Origin of the sequence: Microbacterium sp. bgisy207, from assembly GCF_965345035.1 — a bacterium.
GTDB lineage: Bacteria > Actinomycetota > Actinomycetes > Actinomycetales > Microbacteriaceae > Microbacterium.
Genome location: NZ_CBDRMG010000010.1, coordinates 25,526 through 46,344, shown reverse-complemented (window position 1 = coordinate 46,344; position 20,819 = coordinate 25,526). Strand labels below are relative to the sequence as shown.

General features: G+C 69.2%; 20 protein-coding genes. 9 read left to right on the top strand and 11 right to left on the bottom strand.

Going from position 1 to position 20,819, the window contains the following annotated elements; genetic code table 11:
- Positions 1-179: 179 nt before the first annotated feature.
- The 8 genes from ACSGC5_RS10920 to guaB form a co-directional block, all read right to left on the bottom strand.
- The gene (locus tag ACSGC5_RS10920; RefSeq protein WP_434970645.1) at positions 180-413 is read right to left on the bottom strand and encodes a MoaD/ThiS family protein; all 234 of its coding nucleotides are present in this window, start codon (positions 411-413) and stop codon (positions 180-182) included.
- Positions 413-1,459 carry a DUF6457 domain-containing protein gene (locus ACSGC5_RS10915; protein ID WP_434970644.1) on the bottom strand — a complete coding sequence of 349 codons (1,047 nt, stop codon included), beginning with the start codon at positions 1,457-1,459 and terminating at the stop codon, positions 413-415. Before ACSGC5_RS10915 ends, ACSGC5_RS10920 begins: the two co-directional genes overlap by 1 nt.
- On the bottom strand, positions 1,456-1,926 hold the full coding sequence (moaC, locus tag ACSGC5_RS10910) for a cyclic pyranopterin monophosphate synthase MoaC (RefSeq protein WP_434970643.1): 471 nt from the start codon (positions 1,924-1,926) through the stop codon (positions 1,456-1,458). Before moaC ends, ACSGC5_RS10915 begins: the two co-directional genes overlap by 4 nt.
- Positions 1,923-3,146 carry a molybdopterin molybdotransferase MoeA gene (locus tag ACSGC5_RS10905; protein WP_434970642.1) on the bottom strand — a complete coding sequence of 408 codons (1,224 nt, stop codon included), beginning with the start codon at positions 3,144-3,146 and terminating at the stop codon, positions 1,923-1,925. Before ACSGC5_RS10905 ends, moaC begins: the two co-directional genes overlap by 4 nt.
- Complete coding sequence (locus tag ACSGC5_RS10900; protein WP_434970641.1) at positions 3,143-3,937, bottom strand: HesA/MoeB/ThiF family protein; 795 nt, start codon at positions 3,935-3,937, stop codon at positions 3,143-3,145. The genes ACSGC5_RS10905 and ACSGC5_RS10900 overlap by 4 nt, the downstream gene beginning before the upstream one ends.
- A gap of 47 nt (positions 3,938-3,984) precedes the next feature.
- Positions 3,985-4,263 (bottom strand): DUF2277 domain-containing protein, encoded by a 279-nt coding sequence (locus ACSGC5_RS10895; protein WP_434970640.1) that lies wholly within the window; start codon positions 4,261-4,263, stop codon positions 3,985-3,987.
- 162 nt (positions 4,264-4,425) lie between these two features.
- Positions 4,426-5,073 carry a hypothetical protein gene (locus tag ACSGC5_RS10890; RefSeq protein ID WP_434970639.1) on the bottom strand — a complete coding sequence of 216 codons (648 nt, stop codon included), beginning with the start codon at positions 5,071-5,073 and terminating at the stop codon, positions 4,426-4,428.
- Between the two features lie 225 nt (positions 5,074-5,298).
- Positions 5,299-6,801 (bottom strand): IMP dehydrogenase, encoded by a 1,503-nt coding sequence (guaB, locus tag ACSGC5_RS10885; protein ID WP_434970638.1) that lies wholly within the window; start codon positions 6,799-6,801, stop codon positions 5,299-5,301.
- A 237-nt stretch (positions 6,802-7,038) separates the two neighbouring features.
- On the opposite strand from guaB, the gene ACSGC5_RS10880 reads away from it, so the two are divergent.
- Genes ACSGC5_RS10880 through ACSGC5_RS10865 form a run of 4 tightly spaced genes read left to right on the top strand, consistent with a single transcriptional unit; the run spans position 7,039 to position 11,101 of the window.
- A complete protein-coding gene (locus tag ACSGC5_RS10880; RefSeq protein ID WP_434970637.1) occupies positions 7,039-8,328 on the top strand; it encodes a branched-chain amino acid ABC transporter permease in 1,290 nt (429 codons plus the stop codon).
- Between the two features lie 13 nt (positions 8,329-8,341).
- Complete coding sequence (locus ACSGC5_RS10875; protein ID WP_434970636.1) at positions 8,342-9,322, top strand: branched-chain amino acid ABC transporter permease; 981 nt, start codon at positions 8,342-8,344, stop codon at positions 9,320-9,322.
- A 4-nt stretch (positions 9,323-9,326) separates the two neighbouring features.
- On the top strand, positions 9,327-10,340 hold the full coding sequence (locus tag ACSGC5_RS10870; protein WP_434970708.1) for an ABC transporter ATP-binding protein: 1,014 nt from the start codon (positions 9,327-9,329) through the stop codon (positions 10,338-10,340).
- Positions 10,337-11,101 (top strand): ABC transporter ATP-binding protein, encoded by a 765-nt coding sequence (locus ACSGC5_RS10865; protein ID WP_434970635.1) that lies wholly within the window; start codon positions 10,337-10,339, stop codon positions 11,099-11,101. The genes ACSGC5_RS10870 and ACSGC5_RS10865 overlap by 4 nt, the downstream gene beginning before the upstream one ends.
- Before the next feature lie 221 nt (positions 11,102-11,322).
- Here ACSGC5_RS10865 and ACSGC5_RS10860 read toward each other — a convergent pair whose 3' ends face one another.
- The gene (locus ACSGC5_RS10860; RefSeq protein ID WP_434970634.1) at positions 11,323-12,594 is read right to left on the bottom strand and encodes an ABC transporter substrate-binding protein; all 1,272 of its coding nucleotides are present in this window, start codon (positions 12,592-12,594) and stop codon (positions 11,323-11,325) included.
- A 241-nt stretch (positions 12,595-12,835) separates the two neighbouring features.
- Between ACSGC5_RS10860 and ACSGC5_RS10855 the strand changes: the two genes are divergently transcribed.
- The 3 genes from ACSGC5_RS10855 to ACSGC5_RS10845 are packed head-to-tail and all read left to right on the top strand — an operon-like array spanning position 12,836 to position 15,800.
- Positions 12,836-13,042, top strand: a complete 207-nt coding sequence (locus tag ACSGC5_RS10855) for a heavy-metal-associated domain-containing protein (RefSeq protein ID WP_434970633.1) — start codon at positions 12,836-12,838, stop codon at positions 13,040-13,042.
- Entirely contained in the window at positions 13,039-15,435 is a 2,397-nt protein-coding gene (locus ACSGC5_RS10850; RefSeq protein WP_434970632.1) for a heavy metal translocating P-type ATPase, read from the top strand. The genes ACSGC5_RS10855 and ACSGC5_RS10850 overlap by 4 nt, the downstream gene beginning before the upstream one ends.
- The gene (locus ACSGC5_RS10845) at positions 15,432-15,800 is read left to right on the top strand and encodes a metal-sensitive transcriptional regulator (RefSeq protein ID WP_434970631.1); all 369 of its coding nucleotides are present in this window, start codon (positions 15,432-15,434) and stop codon (positions 15,798-15,800) included. The genes ACSGC5_RS10850 and ACSGC5_RS10845 overlap by 4 nt, the downstream gene beginning before the upstream one ends.
- A 363-nt stretch (positions 15,801-16,163) precedes the next feature.
- Here the strand turns inward: ACSGC5_RS10845 and rarD are convergent, their stop codons facing one another.
- Both rarD and groES read right to left on the bottom strand, forming a co-directional pair.
- Positions 16,164-17,105, bottom strand: a complete 942-nt coding sequence (gene rarD, locus ACSGC5_RS10840) for an EamA family transporter RarD (protein ID WP_434970707.1) — start codon at positions 17,103-17,105, stop codon at positions 16,164-16,166.
- A 387-nt stretch (positions 17,106-17,492) separates the two neighbouring features.
- Positions 17,493-17,789, bottom strand: a complete 297-nt coding sequence (gene groES / locus ACSGC5_RS10835) for a co-chaperone GroES (RefSeq protein ID WP_341577724.1) — start codon at positions 17,787-17,789, stop codon at positions 17,493-17,495.
- Positions 17,790-18,137: 348 nt separating this feature from the next.
- Between groES and ACSGC5_RS10830 the strand changes: the two genes are divergently transcribed.
- Both ACSGC5_RS10830 and ACSGC5_RS10825 read left to right on the top strand, forming a co-directional pair.
- Positions 18,138-19,502: an extracellular catalytic domain type 1 short-chain-length polyhydroxyalkanoate depolymerase gene (locus ACSGC5_RS10830; RefSeq protein WP_434970630.1), complete on the top strand. Its 1,365-nt coding sequence runs from the start codon at positions 18,138-18,140 to the stop codon at positions 19,500-19,502.
- 40 nt (positions 19,503-19,542) lie between these two features.
- Positions 19,543-20,742 (top strand): THUMP-like domain-containing protein, encoded by a 1,200-nt coding sequence (locus ACSGC5_RS10825; RefSeq protein ID WP_434970629.1) that lies wholly within the window; start codon positions 19,543-19,545, stop codon positions 20,740-20,742.
- Positions 20,743-20,819 lie beyond the last annotated feature (77 nt).

Sequence of the window (20,819 nt, the reverse complement as noted above, 5' to 3'; positions counted from 1 at the left end):
CTGAGCGGCGGCCCCTGCGCCGTACCCTCTGCCAGTCCCGCGAACCCACACCTTCCTGACCGAACCCACACCTTCCACGCACAGAAACGTGTGGGCTCGGCGCGAGACCAGTGGGTTCGGCGGCCGAGTTGGGCAGAGCGCGCCGACAAGCTCGGGTGGGCCAGGATGTCGAGCGCGGGTCAGCCGCCGGCGAAAGGCGGCAGGATGTCGACGACATCGGATGCCGACAGCGGCATATCGGCATCCGATCGCTCGCCGTTGACGAGCACGGCGCACCGCGGGAGGACGAGCCCGAGGCGTTCGTGATCTGCCACGACGGCAGCACGCAGCGCGTCGAGAGTCGCCTCGGCGCGGATCTCCTCGTCGGCACCCGCGGCCTCAGCAGCACCCGCGAAGTAACGAACTGTCGCCATCAGAGGCCACCTCCGCCACCGCCGGGCCCGCGATCGGCCGGCTGCCCGCTCTCCTCGCGCCCCTCGGCCCACGCCGCGGCGAGGGAGACGATCTCGGCGATCGCGGCTGCCGTGTCGTCGCCGGAACCCCCGGCCCTGCCCGCGACCAGGCCGGCGATGAAGGCGCTCAGCGGCGCCGCGGGACGCGCGACATCATGCGCGACATCTCGCGCGAGATCCAGCACGAGCCCGATCGGCACCTGGTCGGCATCCAACCCGAAGCGGTCCCGAAGCACCGACGACCACTCGTCGAGGGCTTCGGGGGGAAGGGTGCGATCGCTCATGTGCGCTCCTGACGTTCGGGATCGGGCACGGGACAGATCCTGCCATGTGTCGATGTCGGCGGACACCCCGGCGGTGTCCGGAACCTCCGTGAGGCCGAGGGCTCCCACGACCTCACTCATCCGCGCGCCGTGGAGCGAGCCGGCGCCCGGTGCCCCCGCCTGGCGCCGAGCGACCGCGTCGCCGAGCGCGCGCGTTGAGACCAGGGCGCACAGCCACTGCGTGCGGCCGCCGGAGTCCACGAGCACAGCGCCCCCTGCGCCGACATCCGATGACCCCGAAGGAGCCGACCCCGAGCGCCGCGAGGGCCCGGAGTCTACGGATGTGGAGTCTACGGATGCGTCGAGCGCCGCGCCCGCAGCCACGAGCGTGGTCACGGCAGCATCGCCCGCGACGAGGTCGCCCGAGAGGAGCAGGACGCGGTCGGCATCCACGAAGGGAAGCGCCGCCGAGAGCGCCGCCACCGGTCCCCCGCCCGGCGGGTCCTCGCGCACCACGACTGTCCGGTCGCCGTCCACCCGCACGTCGTCGGGAGCTTCTCCGACGATGACGACGGCGCCGTCGCATGCCGCGAGCGCGGCATCCGTCGTGCGTGCCAGAAGCGAGCGCCCGGCCACCGTCAGGGCGGTCTTGGTCACCCCGCCCATCCGGGTTGCGCGCCCGCCCGAGAGGATGATCGCCGCCAGGCGAGCCCGCCGAGCAGGCGTGGGAGTGCCGGAGATCACGCCTGGCGCGTCCACGATCCGGATCTGCCGCCCTCTTTGGCCGTGATGAACGCTTCGGCGATCGTGACGGTGCGGTCGATGCCCTTGACCATGTCGACGATCGAGAGCGCCGCGACCGTGACGGCCGTGAGCGCCTCCATCTCGACGCCCGTGCGGTCGGCGGTGCGAACGGTCGCAGCGATCTGCACTCCCGACTCCTGGATCTGCAGATCCACCACGACCCCGTGCACGCCGATCACGTGTGCCAGCGGCAGGAGCTCGGGGGTGCGCTTGGCAGCCTGGATGCCGGCGATGCGCGCGACCGCAAGCACATCGCCCTTGGGAACGGCGCCGTCGCGCAACGCTGCCACGGTTTCGGCGGCCATCGCCACGAAGGCTCGCGCGGATGCCGCGCGCACCGTCGGCTGCTTCCCCGTGACGTCCACCATGCGGGCGTTGCCGGATTCGTCGAGGTGCGTGAAGCTCATTGCACCAGCATGACATCGACCGCGTCGCCCTCGGCGACCTGTTCGACGGATGCCGGGATGACCGCCCATGCCTCAGCGAGCGCGAGCGCGCCGGCGCGGTGAGAGCCGGACCCGCCGGCGGTCGCGGGACGAACGGTCCACGCTGACGAGTCGGAACGGTCGAGCGCGACGGGCATGAACTGCTCGCGGCCAGGCGGCGTGCGCCACCCCGCGGCGGTACGCAGGCGCATGACGGGACGCAGCACCTCCCGGCGTCCCTGCATCTGCAGCAGCGCCGGCCGCACGAACGCCTCGAACGACACGGCGACGCTCACCGGGTTTCCGGGGAGGCAGAACACCGGGATGCCGCCGCCGACCGTGCCGTACCCCTGCGGCTTGCCCGGCTGCATCGCGACGGTGAGAAACTGCACTCCGGTCGGCTCGAGCACGTCCCGCACCACTTCATACGCGCCCACGCTCGCCCCGCCCGTGAGCACGATCGCGTCCGGACCGTCAGCTTCGACATCGGCGAGCAGGCGCCGCAGCGCCGCCGGGTCGTCACCCACGCGGAGCAGACCCGCGATCTCGGCATCCGCTCCCCGCACGAGGCCGTCCAGGAGAAGTCCGTTGGATTCGGGGATCTGCCCCGGCCCGACCGGCTCGCCGGGCGCGACGAGCTCGTCGCCGCTGGCGATCACGACCACGCGCGGCGCGGGGCGGACAAGAACGGATGCCGCACCCGCCGCGGCGGCCGCGGAACGCTGCAGCGGGCCGAGGCGCTGCCCGGCGGCCACGACGACATCCCCGACAGATACGTCGTCGCCTCGGCGCCGGATGTGGGCACCCGCCGCGGGGGCCGCATCCATACGCACGACGGCACCCGGCGCGACCTCGCGGAACGGTTCGTGGGTCTGCTCGTGGGGCACGATCGCATCGGCGCCGACCGGAAGCGGCGCGCCGGTCATGATCCTCGCCGCTTCGCCAAGCCCGATCTCCACGCTCGGGACCGCGCCCGCCGGAATATCGGCGACGACGGTTCGCGGCGCGGCCCCATCGGCGGAGCGGACCGCGTACCCGTCCATCGCGGAGTTCTCGAACGCGGGTATTTCAAGGGTCGCGACGACGTCCTCGGCGCTCGTGCGCCCCAGAGCCTCTTCGATCGGGAGCCGTCTGGGCGTCAGTGGCGGCGTCGCGGCGAGGATGGCGTCGCGGTGCTCGGCGACGGTGCGCGTGAAGCTCATGCGTGCGAGGGTACGGCAGCTGCCGCGGCGGCACGGACCTCGAGTTCGCGCATCGTTCCCGCGAGAGCGTCGATGACCGCTACCCGCCCCAGGAGGGGCCGACCCACGCCGACGATCAGCTTGATCGCCTCGGAGGCCATGAGGGACCCGGTCTGCATGCAGACGGATGCGAGCACACCGACCTGTGCGCACGTGAAGACCTGCCCGGTCGACCCGGTCGGGAACAGGTCGCTCAGTCGCACCGGCTGGGCACCGGCAGGCGGTGCCGACCAGAAGACGGTGACCTGCGACCAGAACTCCAGCACACTCCCCCAGACCACCGGGATTGCGAGCTCGGCAGCGGCGGCGTCGACGACGTCGCGGGTCTCGAAGGTGTCGGAGCCGTCGAGCACGAGGTCGTAGGCGCCGAGGATCTCCCGCGCGTTGGCGGCGGTGAGGCGCACCGGATGCTCGAGGATGCGCACCTCGGGAGCAAGGCCCCGTGCGCGCGCCGCAGCGCTTTCCGTTTTCGGCTCACCGAGAGTGTCCACGGAGTGGATGATCTGCCGGTGCAGGTTGGTGAGGTCCACGACGTCGTCGTCGATGATGCCGATCGTGCCGACGCCGGCGGCAGCCAGCCCGAGAATGACCGAGGACCCCAGCCCTCCGGCGCCGACGACCGCAACGCGAGCGGCCGCGAGCCGCCGCTGTCCGATATCGCCGATCGCGAAGAGCGCCCGGTGCCGCGCCGTGCGCTCGAGTTCAGCATCCGTCAGCGCATCGACGGGCTCGACGAGAGGGGGAAGTGCCATGCCCCTACGCTAGCCCCGGACGCGCGGGCATGGCCTGGCGCGCGGCGTCAGGCCGCCGAGTACCGGCCCGACGCGATGGCCCGGGCGCGTGCCTTGGCCGCCTCCTCCTCCCGGTTCTTCGGCGGGGTGACGGCGACGAGGTCATCCAGAAGGTGCTGCGTCGCGTGCGCGATCTCGTCGACGGCACGATCGAAGGCTTCCTGGTTGGCCTTCGAGGGCTTTGTGGTCCCGGCGATCTTCCGGACGTACTGCAGCGCCGCCGCACGCACTTCGTCATCGGTCGCGGCGGGCTCGAAGTTGTGAAGAGTGTGGATGTTCCGGCACATGGCCCCGACGATACGCGGCCCCGCCGCATCCGTCTCCCCCTCACCCACTTCTTCCTCCCCTGTCCCCCTCCCGCCCGCACGAACCTCGCAGAATCACGCGAGGTTCGCACAATCCACGCGGCATCCTGCGAAGCTCGCGCAGTTCTGTGGGGTTGGTGCGGGTCAGGAGGCGAGGTGCAGACGTGCCGCGATGGCGCTACGGATGCGGCGCTCGACCGACGGCCAGTCGTGCACGATCTGCACATAGCTCACGCGCAGCACGGTGTACCCGCGGAGCGTGAGCTCCGCCGCCAACTCACGTGCAACCCGCGTGGTCCACCGGATGCGCCGAAGCGACTCGGGCGCGAGACCCTCGACGCGCACCGCCGACTCCCACAGCACGAGCGCCGCATCGTGGGGCACGCACACTGCGATATGCGCGAGTGCGTCCTCGACCGTCGTCGTGAGACTGCGGCCCTGCGGCGCGAGAGGCATCGTCCAGTGCAGACGGCCGAGCCATCCCTCGGGCAGGCGCGCGGACCCGGAGCCGGGAACCAGGTGCAGGTGAGGATGCGGGTCCAGGCCGGGCGGTACCCACCACCCTCGCCGGCGCGCGACGGACACACACGAGATCCGTCCGCCCGCGGTCGCGGCGGTGACCAGATCGGGCGCAGCATCGGGAAGTGTCACCCACGCTCGACGGATGACGCGCGCCGGCCCGTCACGGACGAACCGACGCATCGTCGCCACGGCATACCCCGCACGCAGGATGTCCGCGCGGTGCGCGATGCCCTCCCTGAGCCGCAGCCACTCATCCAGATCTGCCCTCATCCCCGCAGCCTCGCGTGCACCCCGCGCCGGGGACTGCTCTCGGCATCCGTCTGCGCACGAGCGACGGGCCCGCAGCCCTGGGGAGGATCGGAGGGCACGGCTGCCACCGTCGCAGAATCGCACCGACTCCGCAGGATTCCGGGCGAGGGATGCGACCTTCGCGCGATTCTGCGAACTTCGCGGATGCCCGGGGGCTAGGACGGCTGGGGGCTAGGGCTGGGGGGGTCAGCGCTTGTAGTTGGGGGCCTCGACGACGATCTGCACGTCGTGCGGGTGCGACTCCTTGAGACCGGCCGAGGTGATGCGCACGAACTTGCCCTTGGCCTTGAGCTCCTCGACCGTGCGGGCACCGACGTAGAACATCGACTGCCGCAGGCCTCCGACGAGCTGATACGCGACAGCTGCGAGAGGTCCGCGGTAGGCGACCTGACCCTCGATCCCCTCGGGGATGAGCTTGTCGTCGGTGGGGACGTCGGCCTGGAAGTACCGGTCCTTCGAATACGAGGTCTTCTTACCGCGGGTCTGCAGCGCACCGAGCGAACCCATGCCCCGGTACTGCTTGAACTGCTTGCCGCCCTGGAAGACGATCTCGCCCGGCGCCTCGTCGGTACCGGCGAACAGCGACCCGATCATGACGGAGTCCGCGCCGGCGACGAGCGCCTTGGCGATGTCGCCCGAGTACTGCAGGCCACCGTCGGCGATGACCGGTACTCCCGCCTCGCGCGCGGCCAGGTACGCCTCGTAGATCGCGGTGATCTGGGGAACGCCGACGCCCGCGACGATACGCGTCGTGCAGATCGACCCCGGACCGACGCCGACCTTGACGGCATCCACCCCCGCATCGATCAGCGCCTGCGCACCCTCACGGGTCGCGACGTTCCCGCCGATGATGTCGATCGCCGCGAACGACGGGTCGGCCTTGAGCCGGCGGACGATGTCGATGACGCCGGCCGACTGACCGTTGGCGGTGTCGACGACCAGAACGTCCACCCCGGCATCGCGCAACGCCTCGGCCCGCTCCCACGCGTCGCCGAAGAACCCGATCGCAGCCCCCACCCGGAGGCGCCCGTGCTCGTCCTTGGTCGCGAGCGGGTACTTCTCGCTCTTGTCGAAGTCCTTGATCGTGATGAGCCCCGCGAGCTTGCCGTGCTCGTCGATGAGGGGCAGTTTCTCGACGCGGTGCTTGGCGAACGTCGCGATCACGTCGTTCGCGCCGATGCCGACGGGCGCGGTGATCAGACCTTCGCTGGTCATGACATCCTTCACGAGCGTCGTCTTGCGCTCGAAACCGGAGACGAAGCGCATGTCCCGGTTCGTGACGATCCCGGCCAGAGTCCCCTCGGCATCCACGACCGGGAGCCCGGAAATCCGGTAGGTCGCGCACATCGCGTCGACCTCTTCGATCGTCGCATCCGGCGTCGTGGTGACCGGGTCCGAGATCATTCCGGACTCGCTCCGCTTGACGCGATCGACCTGGGCAGCCTGCTCCTCGATCGACAGGTTCCGGTGCAGGATGCCGAGGCCCCCCTCCCGCGCGACGGCGATCGCCATGCGCGCTTCGGTCACCGTGTCCATCGCGCTCGAGATGAGCGGGATCGCCACCGTGATCCGGCGCGTGACCCGTGAAGAGGTGTCAGCCTCGCTCGGGATGACGTCGGTGTGTCCGGGCAGGAGCAGGACGTCGTCATAGGTGAGTCCGACGAATCCGAACGGGTCGTGAGTGTCCATGCTTCTCCTGGGGACGGCGGCCTTTAGAGAATTCTACGTTCGCGCACCCGCGCGCATTCCCCGTCGAGCTCGGCGTCCGGCTCGGCAACGGATTGGGATCGTTCTCACTCGAATATGCCCCGGAAACACCGTGGACACATTACGCTCGTACGGTCGTCTATCACGGTCGAAGCGACTTCCTCGGCCGTTGCCGTCCGGGAGGTCTGAGTGACACATCCGAATGCCCGAGCCAGGACGATGCGCCATCGCCTCGGTTCGCTTCTCGCGCTGGTACTGACCTTCGTCGGCCTCCTCGCCCTGCCCACCGCGGCGATCGCCGCCGACGACGATCCCTACCGCATCAGCGGCAACGTTCAGCTGGAGGGTGAACCGCTCGAGGGCGTCGAGCTGACGGTGGACGGCCCCGGCGGGGAGCAGTCGGTCGAGACGGATGCCGAGGGTCAGTGGTCGGTGGGCGTTCCCGAACGCAACGCGGACTACACCGTGACGCTCAACGAAGACACGCTTCCCGAGGGGATCGCCGTGATCGACGAGACCGGCGAGGACCCGACCCCCAACGTGCGGGAGGTCACGGTCGGGCCCGGTGGACGCGTGACGACGAACTTCTTCATCGGGGAGGGGGAACGCCATACGACGGCCTTCTTCGACCAGTTCATGGAGCGGCTGGTCAACGGCGTCAACTTCGGGCTCATGCTCGCGCTGGCCGCGATCGGTCTGTCCCTGGTCTACGGCACGACCGGCATCTCGAACTTCGCGCACGGTGAGATGGTGACGTTCGGAGCGCTGATGGCGCTGCTGTTCGCCGTGGGGTTGAGTCTGCCGCTCCTGGTCGCGGTCCCCCTGGCGGTGATCGTGTCGGGGGGATTCGGCTACGCGATGGATGCAGGGCTCTGGCGACCCCTCCGTCGAAAAGGCCTGGGCATCGTGCAGTTGATGATCGTCTCGATCGGACTCTCGCTCGCCCTGCGCTACGTCTTCCAGATGTTCATCGGCGGCGGCACGCTGCAGCTGCCGAACCCCCTGTCGGGCGTGATCCCGCTCCCCGGCTCGATCGTGCTGACGTGGATGGACCTGGTGAGCATGCTCATCTCGGTCGTGGTGATCATCATCTTCGCGCTGTGGCTGACGCGCAGCCGCATCGGCCGCGCCACCCGGGCAGTCTCCGACAATCCCTCGCTCGCTGCAGCATCCGGCATCGACGTCGATGCGATCGTTCGGATCGTGTGGGTCCTCGCTGCGGCACTTGCCGGTCTGGCCGGTGTCCTCTGGGCGTACTTCCGCCCGGGCATCAAGTGGGACATGGGCTCGAGCATCCTGCTGCTGCTGTTCGCCGCCGTGGTGCTCGGCGGCCTCGGGACGGCGCTGGGCGCTCTGGTCGGCTCGCTCATCGTCGGCATCCTCGTCGAGACGACGAGCCTGTTCGGGGTTCCCGACGATCTCAAGTACGTGGGCGCGCTGGTCGTCCTGATCCTGATCCTCCTCTTCCGACCGCAGGGCATCCTGGGTCGAACAGAGCGAGTGGGCTGAAGGGGGTACGACGATGGACTTCGGTCAGATTCTGAGCAACACGCTGAGCCAGATCCTCAGCCCCACGACCTTCGGCTTCGCGCTGGCGGCGATCGGCCTGTCGATCCACTTCGGATTCGCGGGCCTGCTCAATATGGGTGTCGCCGGCTTCATGGCCGTCGGCGCCTACGGTTTCGCGATCTCGATCCTCACGTTCGGTCTGCCGTGGTGGCTGGCAGCGTTGGTCGGATTCGTGCTCGCGGCAGTCTTCGCGCTGATCCTCGGCATCCCGACGCTGCGGCTTCGCGGGGACTACCTCGCAATCGTGACGATCGCCGCCGCTGAGGTGGTTCGGCTGCTCTTCCTCTCGACGGCCTACAAGGATGTCACCGGGTCGGCCGACGGTCTGTTCGGCTTCCAGGCCGAGTTCCGGGCATCCAATCCGCTTCCGGAGGGGACATACGGCTTCGGTCCGTGGACCTACACGAGCGATCAGTGGTGGGTCATCATCATCGGGTTGGTGCTGACCGCCATCGCGGTTCTGTTCACCTGGTCGCTCATGCGCAGCCCCTGGGGCCGGGTCATCAAGGGCATCCGTGAGGACGAGGATGCGGTGCGCTCGCTCGGCAAGAACGTCTTCTCGTTCAAGTTGCAGGCGCTCGTGATCGGCGGGATCATCATCGCCGCCGGCGGGATCGTCACCGCGATGGGCACGAACGTGAATCCGAACATCTACGTCACGTCGCAGACGTTCTTCATCTGGACAGCGCTGCTGCTCGGCGGCGCCGCGACGATCTTCGGTCCCGTGCTCGGCGCGGTGCTGTTCTGGGTCGTGCGCGCGCTGCTGTCGAACCTGCTGCCGGCCATGGTGGATGCGGGGCTGTTGCCCTTCCTCTCCCGGGAGCAGGCGCAGCAGCTGGTGTTCGTGCTGATCGGGGTCGCGCTCATGCTGCTGATCATCTTCCGCCCGCAGGGGATCCTCGGGAACAAGAAGGAGTTGAGCTTTGTCCGATGAGCCACTGGCGCCCGTAGCGCGCCCCAAGACGACCGGGCTCCACAAAGGCGAGGACCCCGATGGGCAGATCCGGCCGGGAGTCGCGAAGGTCGACCCGATCATCGTCGCCGATGGTGTCAAGCGCACCTTCGGCGGACTCACCGCCGTGGATGTCGAGCACCTCGAGATTCCGCGGAACGCGATCACGGCGCTCATCGGCCCCAACGGCGCCGGAAAGACGACCTTCTTCAACCTGCTGACCGGCTTCGACAAGCCCGACGAGGGGTCGTGGACTTTCGACGGGACAGCGCTTGCCGGGGTTCCGGCGTTCAAGGTGTCGCGGATGGGAGCGGTGCGCACGTTCCAGCTCACGAAGGCGCTGGGTCTGCTCACGGTGCTCGAGAACATGAAGCTGGGCGCCACCCACCAGCGCGGCGAGAGATTTTTCGCCTCCCTGTTCCCGTTCCTGTGGCGCACACAGGATGCCGAGATCGAAGAGCGCGCGCGGGTCCTGCTGAAGAAGTTCAAGCTCGACGCGAAGGAGTCCGACTTCGCCGCGAGCCTGTCCGGCGGCCAGCGCAAGCTTCTCGAGATGGCCCGCGCCCTGATGAGTTCTCCGCAGTTCGTCATGCTCGATGAGCCGATGGCCGGCGTGAACCCGGCGCTGACCGAATCGCTGCTGGACCACATCCTCGATCTCAAGGAAGAGGGGATGACGGTGCTGTTCGTCGAACACGACATGCACATGGTCCGTCACATCGCCGACTGGGTCGTCGTGATGGCCGAGGGCAGGATCGTCGCGGAAGGGCCACCCGACTCCGTCATGCAGAACCCCGCCGTCATCGACGCCTATCTCGGATCGCACCAGGACGTCGATCTGGGCGTCGTCACCGGTCGGGTGCCGGGTGAGCTCAACACCGCGGCCATCGAGCTGCAGCACGAGGTCGCGGAGTTCGACGCCGCGATCGAGAAGTCACACCATCACGAGTCCGACGGCGCACGGCGGCCGGCTCAGGGCACGGAGACGGAGAACTCATGACCGACGCGATCTCCACCGACGAGCGTCCTGCCGCGCGCGAGGGCACACCGGTCGTCCTCGTCGACGACGTCCACGCGGGCTACCTTCCCGGGGTGAACATCCTCAACGGCACGACGCTCACTGCCTGGGACGGCGAGCTGATCGGCATCATCGGACCGAACGGCGCCGGCAAGTCGACGCTGCTGAAGGCCATCTTCGGACAGGTCAAGGTGCGGCAGGGCGACATCTCGCTCAACGGCGAGAAGATCACGGGCCTGCGGGCGAACAAGCTCGTCGCGAAGGGCGTCGGGTTCGTGCCGCAGACCAACAACGTGTTCCCGAGCCTCACGATCGCCGAGAACCTCCAGATGGGCCTGTTCCAGCGCCCGAAGCTCTACGCCGAGCGGCTGGAGTTCGTCACGGGGATCTTCGCGGAACTCGGCAAGCGCCTCAACCAGCGTGCCGGGTCGCTGTCGGGCGGTGAGCGCCAGATGGTCGCGATGAGCCGCGCACTGATGATGGACCCGGCTGTCATTCTGCTCGACGAGCCCTCCGCGGGACTGTCGCCGGCACGTCAGGACGACGCCTTCCTGCGGGTGAGCGAGATCAACAAGGCCGGGGTCACGACGATCATGGTCGAGCAGAACGCCCGCCGGTGCCTGCAGATCTGCGACCGCGGGTATGTGCTCGATCAGGGCAAGGATGCCTACACCGGCACGGGTCGCGACCTCCTGAACGACCCGAAGGTCATCGGTCTGTACCTCGGCACCCTGGGCGCGTAAGGCCCGCCACGCGAGGCATCCAACTCTCCGGACCCGCGCGAACCCACACATTCACTCACGAGCCCACACCTTTGGTCCTGCGGATGCTGTGGGTTCGGCACTGATGCTGTGGGTTCGGCGTGCCGCACCGGATGCCGCACGACGGATGCCGCGTCGGATGGCGGAGACACAGAGGCGGGGCCCCGACCCGAAGGTCGAGGCCCCGCTGGTGTCGAGACGACTCAGCCCGCGTAGGGGACGTAGTTGTTCTCGGCGGTGTACTCGTAGATGCCGATCGTGGCCTCGGTCGGGTCGCCGACCTCGTCGAAGGTGATCGGGCCGGAGGGACCGTCGTAGTTGGCGACACCTCCGCTGTTGATGATCTCGGCGCATTCCGCGAACGTCGTGCAGACCTCGCCGTCACCGGAGCCGCCCGAGACTTCCTGCAGCTTCTCCGCGATCGCGAGCGAGTCGGTCGAACCGGCAGCCAGCGCGGCGAGCGCGAGCAGGATGACCGCGTCGTAGGACTCGGCGGCGTAGACGAACTCTGCGAGCTCCTCGTTGCCCTCGCCGACCCAGAACTCCTGCAGCGCGCTGGTGAAGTCCTCGATCGTGTCGAGGGAGAGACCGGGGTACGTGCCCTTCGCGCCCTCGAGCGAACCGCCGACGTCGACACCGTTCGTGCCGAAGTTCGACAGGTTGCCGTCGACGAAGTACAGCTGGTCTGCCGTCACACCGGCTGCGAACAGCTCGGGGAGCATGGTCGTGACCTCTTCGAACGTGATCAGGGCGATCGCGTCGGGGTTGGCCGCGACGACCTCCGAGACCTGAGCCGAGAAGTTGGTGTCACCGGTGTTGTACGTCGGGGCCGCAACGACCTCGCCGCCGGCAGCCTCGAACGCCTCGGTGACGAACTCGGCGAGTCCGGTTCCGTACGAGTCGTTGAGGACGATCATGCCGAGCGTCTGCGCACCCGACTCGGCGATCAGGTTGCCGAGCACCTCACCCTGCAGGATGTCCGACGGCGCGGTCCGGAAGTACAGGCCGTTGTCGTCGTAGGTCGTGAAGGCCGCCGAGGTGTTGGCTGGCGAGAACTGGATCACGTCCGCCCCGACCACCTGGTCGATGAACTGCAACGACACACCCGAGGATGCGGCGCCGATGATGGCCGACACGCCTTCACCGAGCAGACGCGGGATCTCGGTCTCGTAGGCCTTGTTGTCGGTGTCACCCGAGTCGCCCTGGATGAGTTCGACCTGGATGCCCATGTCGGCGGCGTTGATCTCTGCTTTGGCGAACTCGGTGCCCGCAATCTCGGGCGGGCCGAGGAAGGCGAGGTTACCGGTGACGGGCAGCGCCGTGCCGATCTTGAGATCGAGGGACTCGCCCGGCTCAGTGGAACCGCTCCCGCCGCCAGAGTCGCCGGCGCAACCCGCCAGGAAGACCGCGCTGACACCGACGACGGCGATACCGCCGAGGATCGAGCCTGCGCGGGATCGTGTGAAGACGCCCATGATGCTCCTTGCTGTGGATGGACGCGGGCCCGTGGGGCACCCGCATAGTGCCAATAACCTATCCGTGGACTGGTCTCGCGGGTGTTGCGGTGCGTTAACGATGTGTAACGCCGACGAATCGTTACCAAACGCCCCCGCCAGCCGGTCAACCCGTGCGAAACACCGAGAAGGCGCGTATCGTTGTGCTCCATACCCCTAGGGGGTACGGGTATCGATGCGAACAGCACAGGGAGAAACCGCCATGGCACAACACGAATACCTCGTCACCGGAATGACCTGCGGCCACTGCGAGCGGGCAGTGCGCGATGAGGTCTCGCGGATCCCCGGCGTCACGGCCATCGAGGTCAGCGCGTCGACGGGCCTGCTCACCGTGAGCGCCGAGACCCTCGATGACAATGCCGTCCTCAGCGCCGTCGACGAGGCCGGCTACGACGCGGCCCGGCTGTGACCACTGCCGCTCGCGCCGATCGGGGGGCCTCCCCCGCCCCGATCGAGCTCGAGATCGGCGGGATGACGTGCGCGTCGTGCGCGGCACGGATCGAGAAGCGCCTCAACCGGATGCCGGGAGTCTCGGCATCCGTCAACTACGCAACCGAGAAGGCGATCGTGCGGATCGCCGACGACACCGCGGCCGCCGGCGCACCGGTTCTCGACCGGCCGGACACCGCGGCGTTGATCGCCGAGATCGAACGCACCGGGTACACCGCGACGCTGCCCGCACCACCCCGTGACGACGAACCGGCGTCCGAGCCCGACGCCGACCCCGAGCTCCACGCGCTGCGACAGCGTCTCATCGGGGCCGTCGTGCTGTCGGTGCCCGTGATCCTTCTCGCCATGATCCCCGCCCTCCAGTTCACCTACTGGCAGTGGGCGTCGCTGGCGCTCGCGTCCCCGGTCGTGGTGTGGGCGGCGTGGCCCTTCCACCGCGCGACGGCGATCAACCTCCGTCACGGCGCGGTGACGATGGACACCCTCGTCTCGATGGGGGTGTCGGCCGCCTATCTGTGGTCCCTTTACGCGCTGTTCCTCGGCGAGGCGGGGATGCCGGGTATGTCGCACGGCTTCACGTGGATCGCCCAGCCGGGAGAGGCGGGGAGCACGATCTATCTCGAGGTCGCGGCGGGTGTGACGATGTTCCTGCTGCTCGGACGCTACCTCGAGGTGCGCGCGAAGCGGCAGGCCAGTCGCGCCGTGCGCGCGTTGCTCGAAGTCGGCGCGAAGGATGCCGCGGTGCTGCGGGGCGGCGTCGAGACGCGGGTTCCGGTCGCCCAGCTCCGGGTCGACGATGAGTTCGTCGTGCGGCCCGGCGAACGCATCGCCACCGACGGCGTGGTCGTGTCGGGAACCTCGGCGGTCGACACCTCCACGATCACCGGTGAGTCGGTGCCGGTCGAGGTACGCGAGGGCGACGCGGTCGTGGGCGCGACCGTCAACGTCGGCGGGCGGCTGATCGTCCGGGCCACCCGCGTCGGAGAGCAGACCCAGCTGGCGCAGATGGCACGCCTGGTCGAGCAGGCGCAGGCGGGCAAGGCCGAGGTGCAGCGGCTCGCCGACCGCGTCGCGGGGGTGTTCGTCCCGATCGTCATCGTGATCGCCGCAGCGACGCTCGCGACGTGGCTTCTGATCGGCGGCGGTGTGGCGATGGCGCTCACCGCCGCCATCGCGGTGCTCATCATCGCCTGCCCGTGCGCGTTGGGCCTGGCAACGCCCACCGCGCTTCTGGTCGGCAGCGGCCGCGGCGCGCAGCTGGGCATCCTCATCAAGGGCCCGCAGATCCTGGAATCGACACGACGCGTCGACACTGTCGTACTCGACAAGACCGGCACCGTCACCGAGGGACGGATGTCACTCGTCGAGGTCGTGCCCGCCGCCGGGGAGGACCCCGCGCAGGTGCTGAGCCTGGCCGGAGCCGTGGAGTCGGCATCCGAGCACCCCATCGCCCAGGCGATCGCGGCGGCCGCGCGGGAGGCTCTCCGCGTCGGGAGCGACGCGGAGCCATCGGATGCTGCGCAGGTTCGCCTCCCCGCCGTCGAGTCGTTCTCCTCGGCTCCCGGGCGCGGCGCGACGGGGGTCGTCGCCGGTCACGCCGTCGTGGTCGGGTCGGTCGCGCTGCTGGCCGAATGGTCGGTGCACCCGGATGCCGAACTCGGCCGTGCCGCGGACGCCGCTCGCGCGCAGGGGATGACCGCCGTCCTCGTCGCGTGGGACGGAAAGGCGCGTGGCCTGCTGACCGTGGCGGATTCGGTGAGGAGCTCCAGCGCGGATGCCGTGGCCCGGCTGCGCGGGCTGGGGCTGGAGCCGATCCTGCTCACGGGCGATCACGACACCGTCGCGCGGCGGGTCGGCGACGAGGTCGGCATCCGTCAGGTCATCGCGGGAGTGCTGCCGGCCGAGAAGTCGGCCCAGATCGCCGCCCTTCAAGGACGCGGCCGTGTCGTGGCGATGGTGGGCGACGGCGTCAACGATGCCGCCGCCCTCGCGCAGGCCGACCTCGGTATCGCGATGGGAACGGGCACGGATGCCGCCATCGAGGCGTCCGATCTCACCCTCGTGCGCGGCGACCTGCTGGGGGCGGTGGACGCGATCCGGCTGTCGCGCGCGACGCTGCGGACGATCCGCGGGAACCTCTTCTGGGCTTTCGCCTACAACGTCGCGGCGATTCCGCTCGCCGCGCTGGGGCTGCTGAACCCGATGATCGCCGGGGCGGCGATGGCGGCATCCAGCGTCTTCGTCGTGGGCAACAGCCTGCGGCTGCGTCGCTTTCAGAGCGTGGACCCCGCCGTCGGGTCGCGCACAGCGGCGAAAGAGAGCACAGCAGTGAACGAACGGAGACAGGGATGAGTCACGTGACCGGGCACCCGGCAGCGGCCGATTCCGCCATCGCGCACCCCACGGAGGCGGCGACGCCCCCGGAGGCCGCGGCGTCCCACCACGGGTACATCGGCGACAAGCAGCGGTATCTCAACCGCCTCAAGCGCATCGAGGGTCAAGCGCGCGGCATCCGGTCGATGATCGAGGACGAGAAGTACTGCATCGACATCCTCACTCAGATCGGCGCGGTGACGGCGGCGTTGGAGTCCGTCGCCCTCGGTCTGCTGGAGGATCACCTGCGGCACTGCGTCGTGGATGCAGCGCGACAGGGCGATGAGCAGGCCGAGGAGAAGATCCGCGAGGCCACAGCGGCTATCGCGCGCTTCGTGCGCTGAGGATCAGCTCACTGCACGGCCGGGTCGGCCTGGTCCCGCTGCGGCGGCCCGCTGCGGTGGCCCGCTGCGGTGGCCGCTGCTCAGTTGCCGCACACCGCCTGCTCGCGAAGAAGATGCGGCGTGTTGCGGCAAACGAATCGAGCGCGCCGGCGATGGCGGCCGTTCAGTTGCCGCACACCGCCTGCTCGCGAAGAAGATACGGCGTGTTGCGGCAAACGAATCGAGCGCGCCGGCGACGGCGGCCGTTCAGTTGCCGCACACCGCCTGCTCGCGAAGAAGATGCGGCGTGTTGCGGCAAACGAATCGCGGCGGGACGCCGCTCGAGGGTCGCCGACGCGGATGCGGCTCCGCGGCGCGCTCGGTTCAGGTGACCTCGGCGACGTCGCTGACCCCGCGCGAACGGCGAGCGAACACGAGCGAGTCCACGGTCAGAACCGCCAACGCGACCCAGACCAGGCCGAAGCCGATCCATCGCTCCGGCGGCATGGGTTCGCCCAGGATCCATGCGCCCGTGATGAACTGCATGATCGGCGCAATGAACTGCAGCAGTCCGACGACGGTGAGGGGTATGCGCCGCGCGCCGGCCGCGAAGAGCAGGAGGGGCACGGCTGTCGCGGCGCCGGCGAGACTGACCAGGACCGTGTGCCAGATCCCGTACGATCCGACGGTGAGTCCGCTGGTGAGCGACGTGACGACAAGCAGCACGACCGCGAGCGGTGCGAGCCAGGCCGATTCCAGTGTCAGCCCGCTGACCGCATCCACCGACGGTCCGATGCGTTTCTTGATCAGACCGTAGATGCTGAAGGATGCTGCAAGGGTAAGCGCGACCCACGGCACCGCGTTGTAGCCGACGATCGTGACGATGACTGCGAGCCCGGCGATCGCGATCGCCACCCACTGCGTCAGGCGCAGCCGCTCTCGTAGGACGAGTACGCCGAGAAGCACCGTGGCTATCGGGTTGATGAAGTACCCGAGGCTTGTCTCGATGACGTGGCCCGAGAGGGCCGCGAGGATGAACACCTGCCAGTTGACGTAGATCACCGCGCCAGCCAGCGCCGTCCAGCCGAGCAGTCGAGGCTGCCGGACGATCGCGAGAAATGGCCGCCAGGCGCGCATCACGGTCAGAAGGAGGACGCAGAAGACGAGGGAGAGCAGGATGCGCCATCCCACCAGCTCCCAGCCAGTCATCGGAGCAAGCAGGATGAAGTACAGCGGCAGGAAGCCCCAGAGGAAGTAGGCCGAGAACGCGAACACACCGCCGATAAACCGCTCGCGTGCAGCGTCCGCGGGAGCCTCCTGAGCCAGCCCCGCCGCGTCGGAGCCCGCGATCTGGGCAGCGCCGGATGCGGGAACATCCCCCGTCGCCGGTGCAGAACCCCCGTCCCCGGGGAGCGAGTCGCGCGTCACTCCCTCACTCTAGGCCCGGTCCCCGCTCCGCCCGCTCCCTGGCGCTGCACCCACACCTTCCCCGCCGAACCCACAGCATCCGTCACAAGGAATGTGTGGGCTCAGCGCGAGAGGCGTGGGCTCGGCGCGAGAGGCGTGGGCTCGGCGCGAGAGGCGTGGGCTCGGCGCGAGAGGCGTGGGGGGGTTGAGGCCGGTGGGCGGCACGCCACGCAGAGGCGGTCATGCGGAAACGACAGACGGGGCCCGGATGCCGCAGCATCCGAGCCCCGTCGAAGAGTTGTCGACTCAGCGGACGACGACCGCGAGCACGTCGCGGGCCGAGAGCACCAGGTACTCGTCGGCACCGAACTTCACCTCGGTCCCGCCGTACTTGCTGTAGATGACGCGGTCGCCGACGGCGACGTCGAGGGGAACGCGGTTGCCGTTGTCATCGATGCGACCGGGTCCGACCGCGATGACTTCGCCCTCCTGGGGCTTCTCCTTCGCGGTGTCGGGGATGACGAGACCACTCGAGGTGGTCTGCTCGGCCTCGACCTGCTTGATGACGATGCGGTCCTCGAGCGGCTTGATGGAAACCGACACGGGTCTACCTCTGCTTTCCTTGAGATACCAAGACTCGTTAGCACCCACACACTGAGAGTGCTAACGCCAGTGTATTGAAGCACTGGCACTCACGCAACGCGAGTGCCAACACGAATCCCGGCTCACCGCCTCACAAGGCCCGCTCCGCCCGCTCCGGAGATTCCGGGCGTGAGAAAGCTGCCATCCACCCCTGCTTAACCTGGTAACTGAATCATCTTTCATATAGCGTGACCCCCGTGCGATGACGCACGTTCGGCATCCGCTCGACGCAGACGGATGCTGGCTCCGACCGGGATGCCCGCGCAATGGCGCCCGGGGCGATGGCCGGAGTCGACGAAGGGATGACGCATGCTCTCTCGTTTCCGACAGCGCGCTCTCGGCGCGCTCGTGGCAGCCGGCGTGGCCGTGGCAGGCTTGACCGCTCTCGCTCCGGCGGCTCAGGCGATCACCTGTCCGCCGGGGTTCGAAACCCTGCCCGGCTGCACCAATGGCTCGGGCGGTGGCGGCTCGGGCGGATCGACGGACGGCACCGGCACGTGGACGACCGAGACGATCGCCGGGATGTCGGTGCGGCTCTACACTCCGACCACGGATGCCGCGCTTCCCGCCGGCCGGGCGTTGATGATCTCGCTCCACGGCTGTGTGCAGAAGGCGTCGGATCTGCAGTCCGCGGGCAACTGGGCCCGCACGGCCGACGAGTACGGCATGGTCGTTGCGCTTCCGGACGCCCCCAACGGCGGGGTGATCCTCGGATGCTGGGACTACTACGACGCGAACCACTCGCGCACCGCCCCGGCGCGACACGACGACAACCTGCTCTCCCTGGCCTCCACCCTCACGGCGCGCGCGAGTCTGGGAATCGACGGCGACCAGGTGTACGTGTCGGGGCTGTCCTCGGGCGGTGGACAGACGATGGTGATGGGATGCCTCGCGCCCGACGTGTTCGCCGGCATCGGCATCAACGCCGGTCCCACCGTGGGTACCTCCTCGGGGCAGATCTCGTCGGTGGCGGTGTCGAAGAACCAGGGTGTGTCGACCTGCACGAGCTTCGCCGGGTCGGCATCCGGGGCGTTCGAGACGCAGCTGACCTCCGTCGTCTACGGGAACAACGACTCCACGGTCGCGACCGGGTACAACACGCTCAACGGACAGATCATGGCGGACATCTATGACGCCGACCAGGCCTCCACCTTCGGTCTGTCCGGCTTGGCGGGCACCAACACCTCCGGCAGCGGGACGCTGTATTCCGACGCCGAGGGACCGCGGGTGTCGGTGATCCAGAACACGGGTCTCGGGCACAATTGGCCAGCCGGCGCGGGCGCGGGCGGTTCCTACATCAGCGCGAACAGCATCGACTACCCGGCGTACGTGACCGACTTCTTCTTCGACAACAACCGGCGCGTCGACCGGTCGGGCACCCCCACACCGACCCCCACACCGACGCCCACGCCGACCGGAACGCCGACGGCCACCCCGACGCCGACGGCCACCCCGACGCCGACGCCGACCAGCACGCCGACGCCGACGGACTGCGTCACCGCGACGAACGCGACCCACAAGACCGCCGGCCGGGCCACGTCGTACGGAGTGAACCCCTACAACCCCTACTACGCGGTGGGGACCCAGGACTATCTGGGGCTCGGAGACGCCACCGTCACGAGCCTGCAGCGGGTCTCGGCATCCTCGTGGGACCTCGTCAGCGGCTGCAGCTGACGCGCTCAGCGTGAGCGGCGCCCGCACCTAGGGTGGATGAATGGACATCGCCGAGGTGCGGGCGCTGCTGACGCCGGCGGGGCTCGAACTGCTGAACAGTCTGGACCCCGTCACCTCCAGCGATGAGGTCGCCCGCACGGTGTCGCGGCTGCGGAACGCGGGTCACTCCCCCGACCTGGTGTCGGCGGTCGTGACGCAGGCGCGGCTGCGCGAGCGGGCGCGTGCCAAGTTCGGCGACTTCGCGGCACGGATGCTGTTCACTCGCGCCGGTCTCGAGCAGGCGACGCGGCTCGCGGTCGCCGCCCACCACGCCGGTCGCTTCCAGCGGGCCGGGATCGCGAGCGTTGCAGACCTGGGGTGCGGGATCGGCGGCGACGCTCTCGCGCTGGCCAGTCTCGGCATCCGTGTCGACGCCGTCGATGCCGACGAGGTGACCGCCGCCCTCGCGACCGTGAACCTCTCCCCGTTCGGGCCGTCCGCGACCGTCCGGGTCGGCCGCGCCGAGGACCAGGATCTCGCGGACGTGGAAGCGGTCTGGCTGGATCCGGCGCGCCGCACGTCGGGGCACGGCGAGACGGGCCGATCGCGCGCGGACGACTGGTCCCCGTCGCTGGAATGGGTCTTCGACCTCCTCGGCAGGATGCCGGGTGGGGCAAAGCTGGGTCCGGGTCTGGATCGCGACCGGATCCCGGGAGGGCTCGAGGCGCAGTGGGTGAGCGCGGACGGCTCGACCGTCGAGCTCGTCCTGTGGTCGGGGCAGCTCGCGCGCGAGGGAGTGACCCGGTCGGCCCTCGTGCTGCGCGGGCAGCATGCTGCCGAGCTGACGGCGCCCGCGGACACCGAGGACGAACCCGTGCGCGCGATCGGGGAGTTCCTCCACGAGCCCGACGGTGCCGTCATCCGTGCCCGGCTCATCGGGCAGGTCGCCCGGTCGCTGCGCGCCGGGATGCTGTCGGAGAAGGTCGCGTACCTCACCGCCGATGAGCCGCTCACGAGCCCTTTCGTGCAGACCTTCCGCGTGCGAGAGGTGCTGCCGGCCGACACGAAGAAGCTCGCGCGGGCGCTGCGGGAGCGCGGCATCGGCATCCTCGAGATCAAGAAGCGCGGGGTGGATGTCGACCCCGCTGCGCTGCGTCAGAGCCTGCGTCTGAAGGGCGACGAGTCAGCGACCCTCATCATGACGCGCATCGCCGGCGCCCGCGCCGCGATCCTTGCCGACCGCGTGCCACCCGCATCCTGACCTGGCCACCCTTCCGTTCGGTCGCGCCCTTCTGCGCATCCGTCGCACGGTACCCGCACCGCGACGCGACCGAAACG

What these genes read in the sequence shown, in the direction of transcription:
- ACSGC5_RS10895 (WP_434970640.1), bottom strand. Translation starts at nt 4,263, where the DNA reads ATGTGCCGGAACATCCACACTCTTCACAACTTCGAGCCCGCCGCGACC.
- guaB (WP_434970638.1), bottom strand. Translation starts at nt 6,801, where the DNA reads ATGGACACTCACGACCCGTTCGGATTCGTCGGACTCACCTATGACGAC.
- ACSGC5_RS10830 (WP_434970630.1), top strand. Translation starts at nt 18,138, where the DNA reads ATGCTCTCTCGTTTCCGACAGCGCGCTCTCGGCGCGCTCGTGGCAGCC.
- ACSGC5_RS10865 (WP_434970635.1), top strand. Translation starts at nt 10,337, where the DNA reads ATGACCGACGCGATCTCCACCGACGAGCGTCCTGCCGCGCGCGAGGGC.
- moaC (WP_434970643.1), bottom strand. Translation starts at nt 1,926, where the DNA reads ATGAGCTTCACGCACCTCGACGAATCCGGCAACGCCCGCATGGTGGAC.
- ACSGC5_RS10890 (WP_434970639.1), bottom strand. Translation starts at nt 5,073, where the DNA reads ATGAGGGCAGATCTGGATGAGTGGCTGCGGCTCAGGGAGGGCATCGCG.
- ACSGC5_RS10880 (WP_434970637.1), top strand. Translation starts at nt 7,039, where the DNA reads ATGCGCCATCGCCTCGGTTCGCTTCTCGCGCTGGTACTGACCTTCGTC.
- ACSGC5_RS10875 (WP_434970636.1), top strand. Translation starts at nt 8,342, where the DNA reads ATGGACTTCGGTCAGATTCTGAGCAACACGCTGAGCCAGATCCTCAGC.
- ACSGC5_RS10905 (WP_434970642.1), bottom strand. Translation starts at nt 3,146, where the DNA reads ATGAGCTTCACGCGCACCGTCGCCGAGCACCGCGACGCCATCCTCGCC.
- ACSGC5_RS10825 (WP_434970629.1), top strand. Translation starts at nt 19,543, where the DNA reads ATGGACATCGCCGAGGTGCGGGCGCTGCTGACGCCGGCGGGGCTCGAA.
- ACSGC5_RS10920 (WP_434970645.1), bottom strand. Translation starts at nt 413, where the DNA reads ATGGCGACAGTTCGTTACTTCGCGGGTGCTGCTGAGGCCGCGGGTGCC.
- ACSGC5_RS10860 (WP_434970634.1), bottom strand. Translation starts at nt 12,594, where the DNA reads ATGGGCGTCTTCACACGATCCCGCGCAGGCTCGATCCTCGGCGGTATC.
- ACSGC5_RS10845 (WP_434970631.1), top strand. Translation starts at nt 15,432, where the DNA reads ATGAGTCACGTGACCGGGCACCCGGCAGCGGCCGATTCCGCCATCGCG.
- ACSGC5_RS10900 (WP_434970641.1), bottom strand. Translation starts at nt 3,937, where the DNA reads ATGGCACTTCCCCCTCTCGTCGAGCCCGTCGATGCGCTGACGGATGCT.
- ACSGC5_RS10855 (WP_434970633.1), top strand. Translation starts at nt 12,836, where the DNA reads ATGGCACAACACGAATACCTCGTCACCGGAATGACCTGCGGCCACTGC.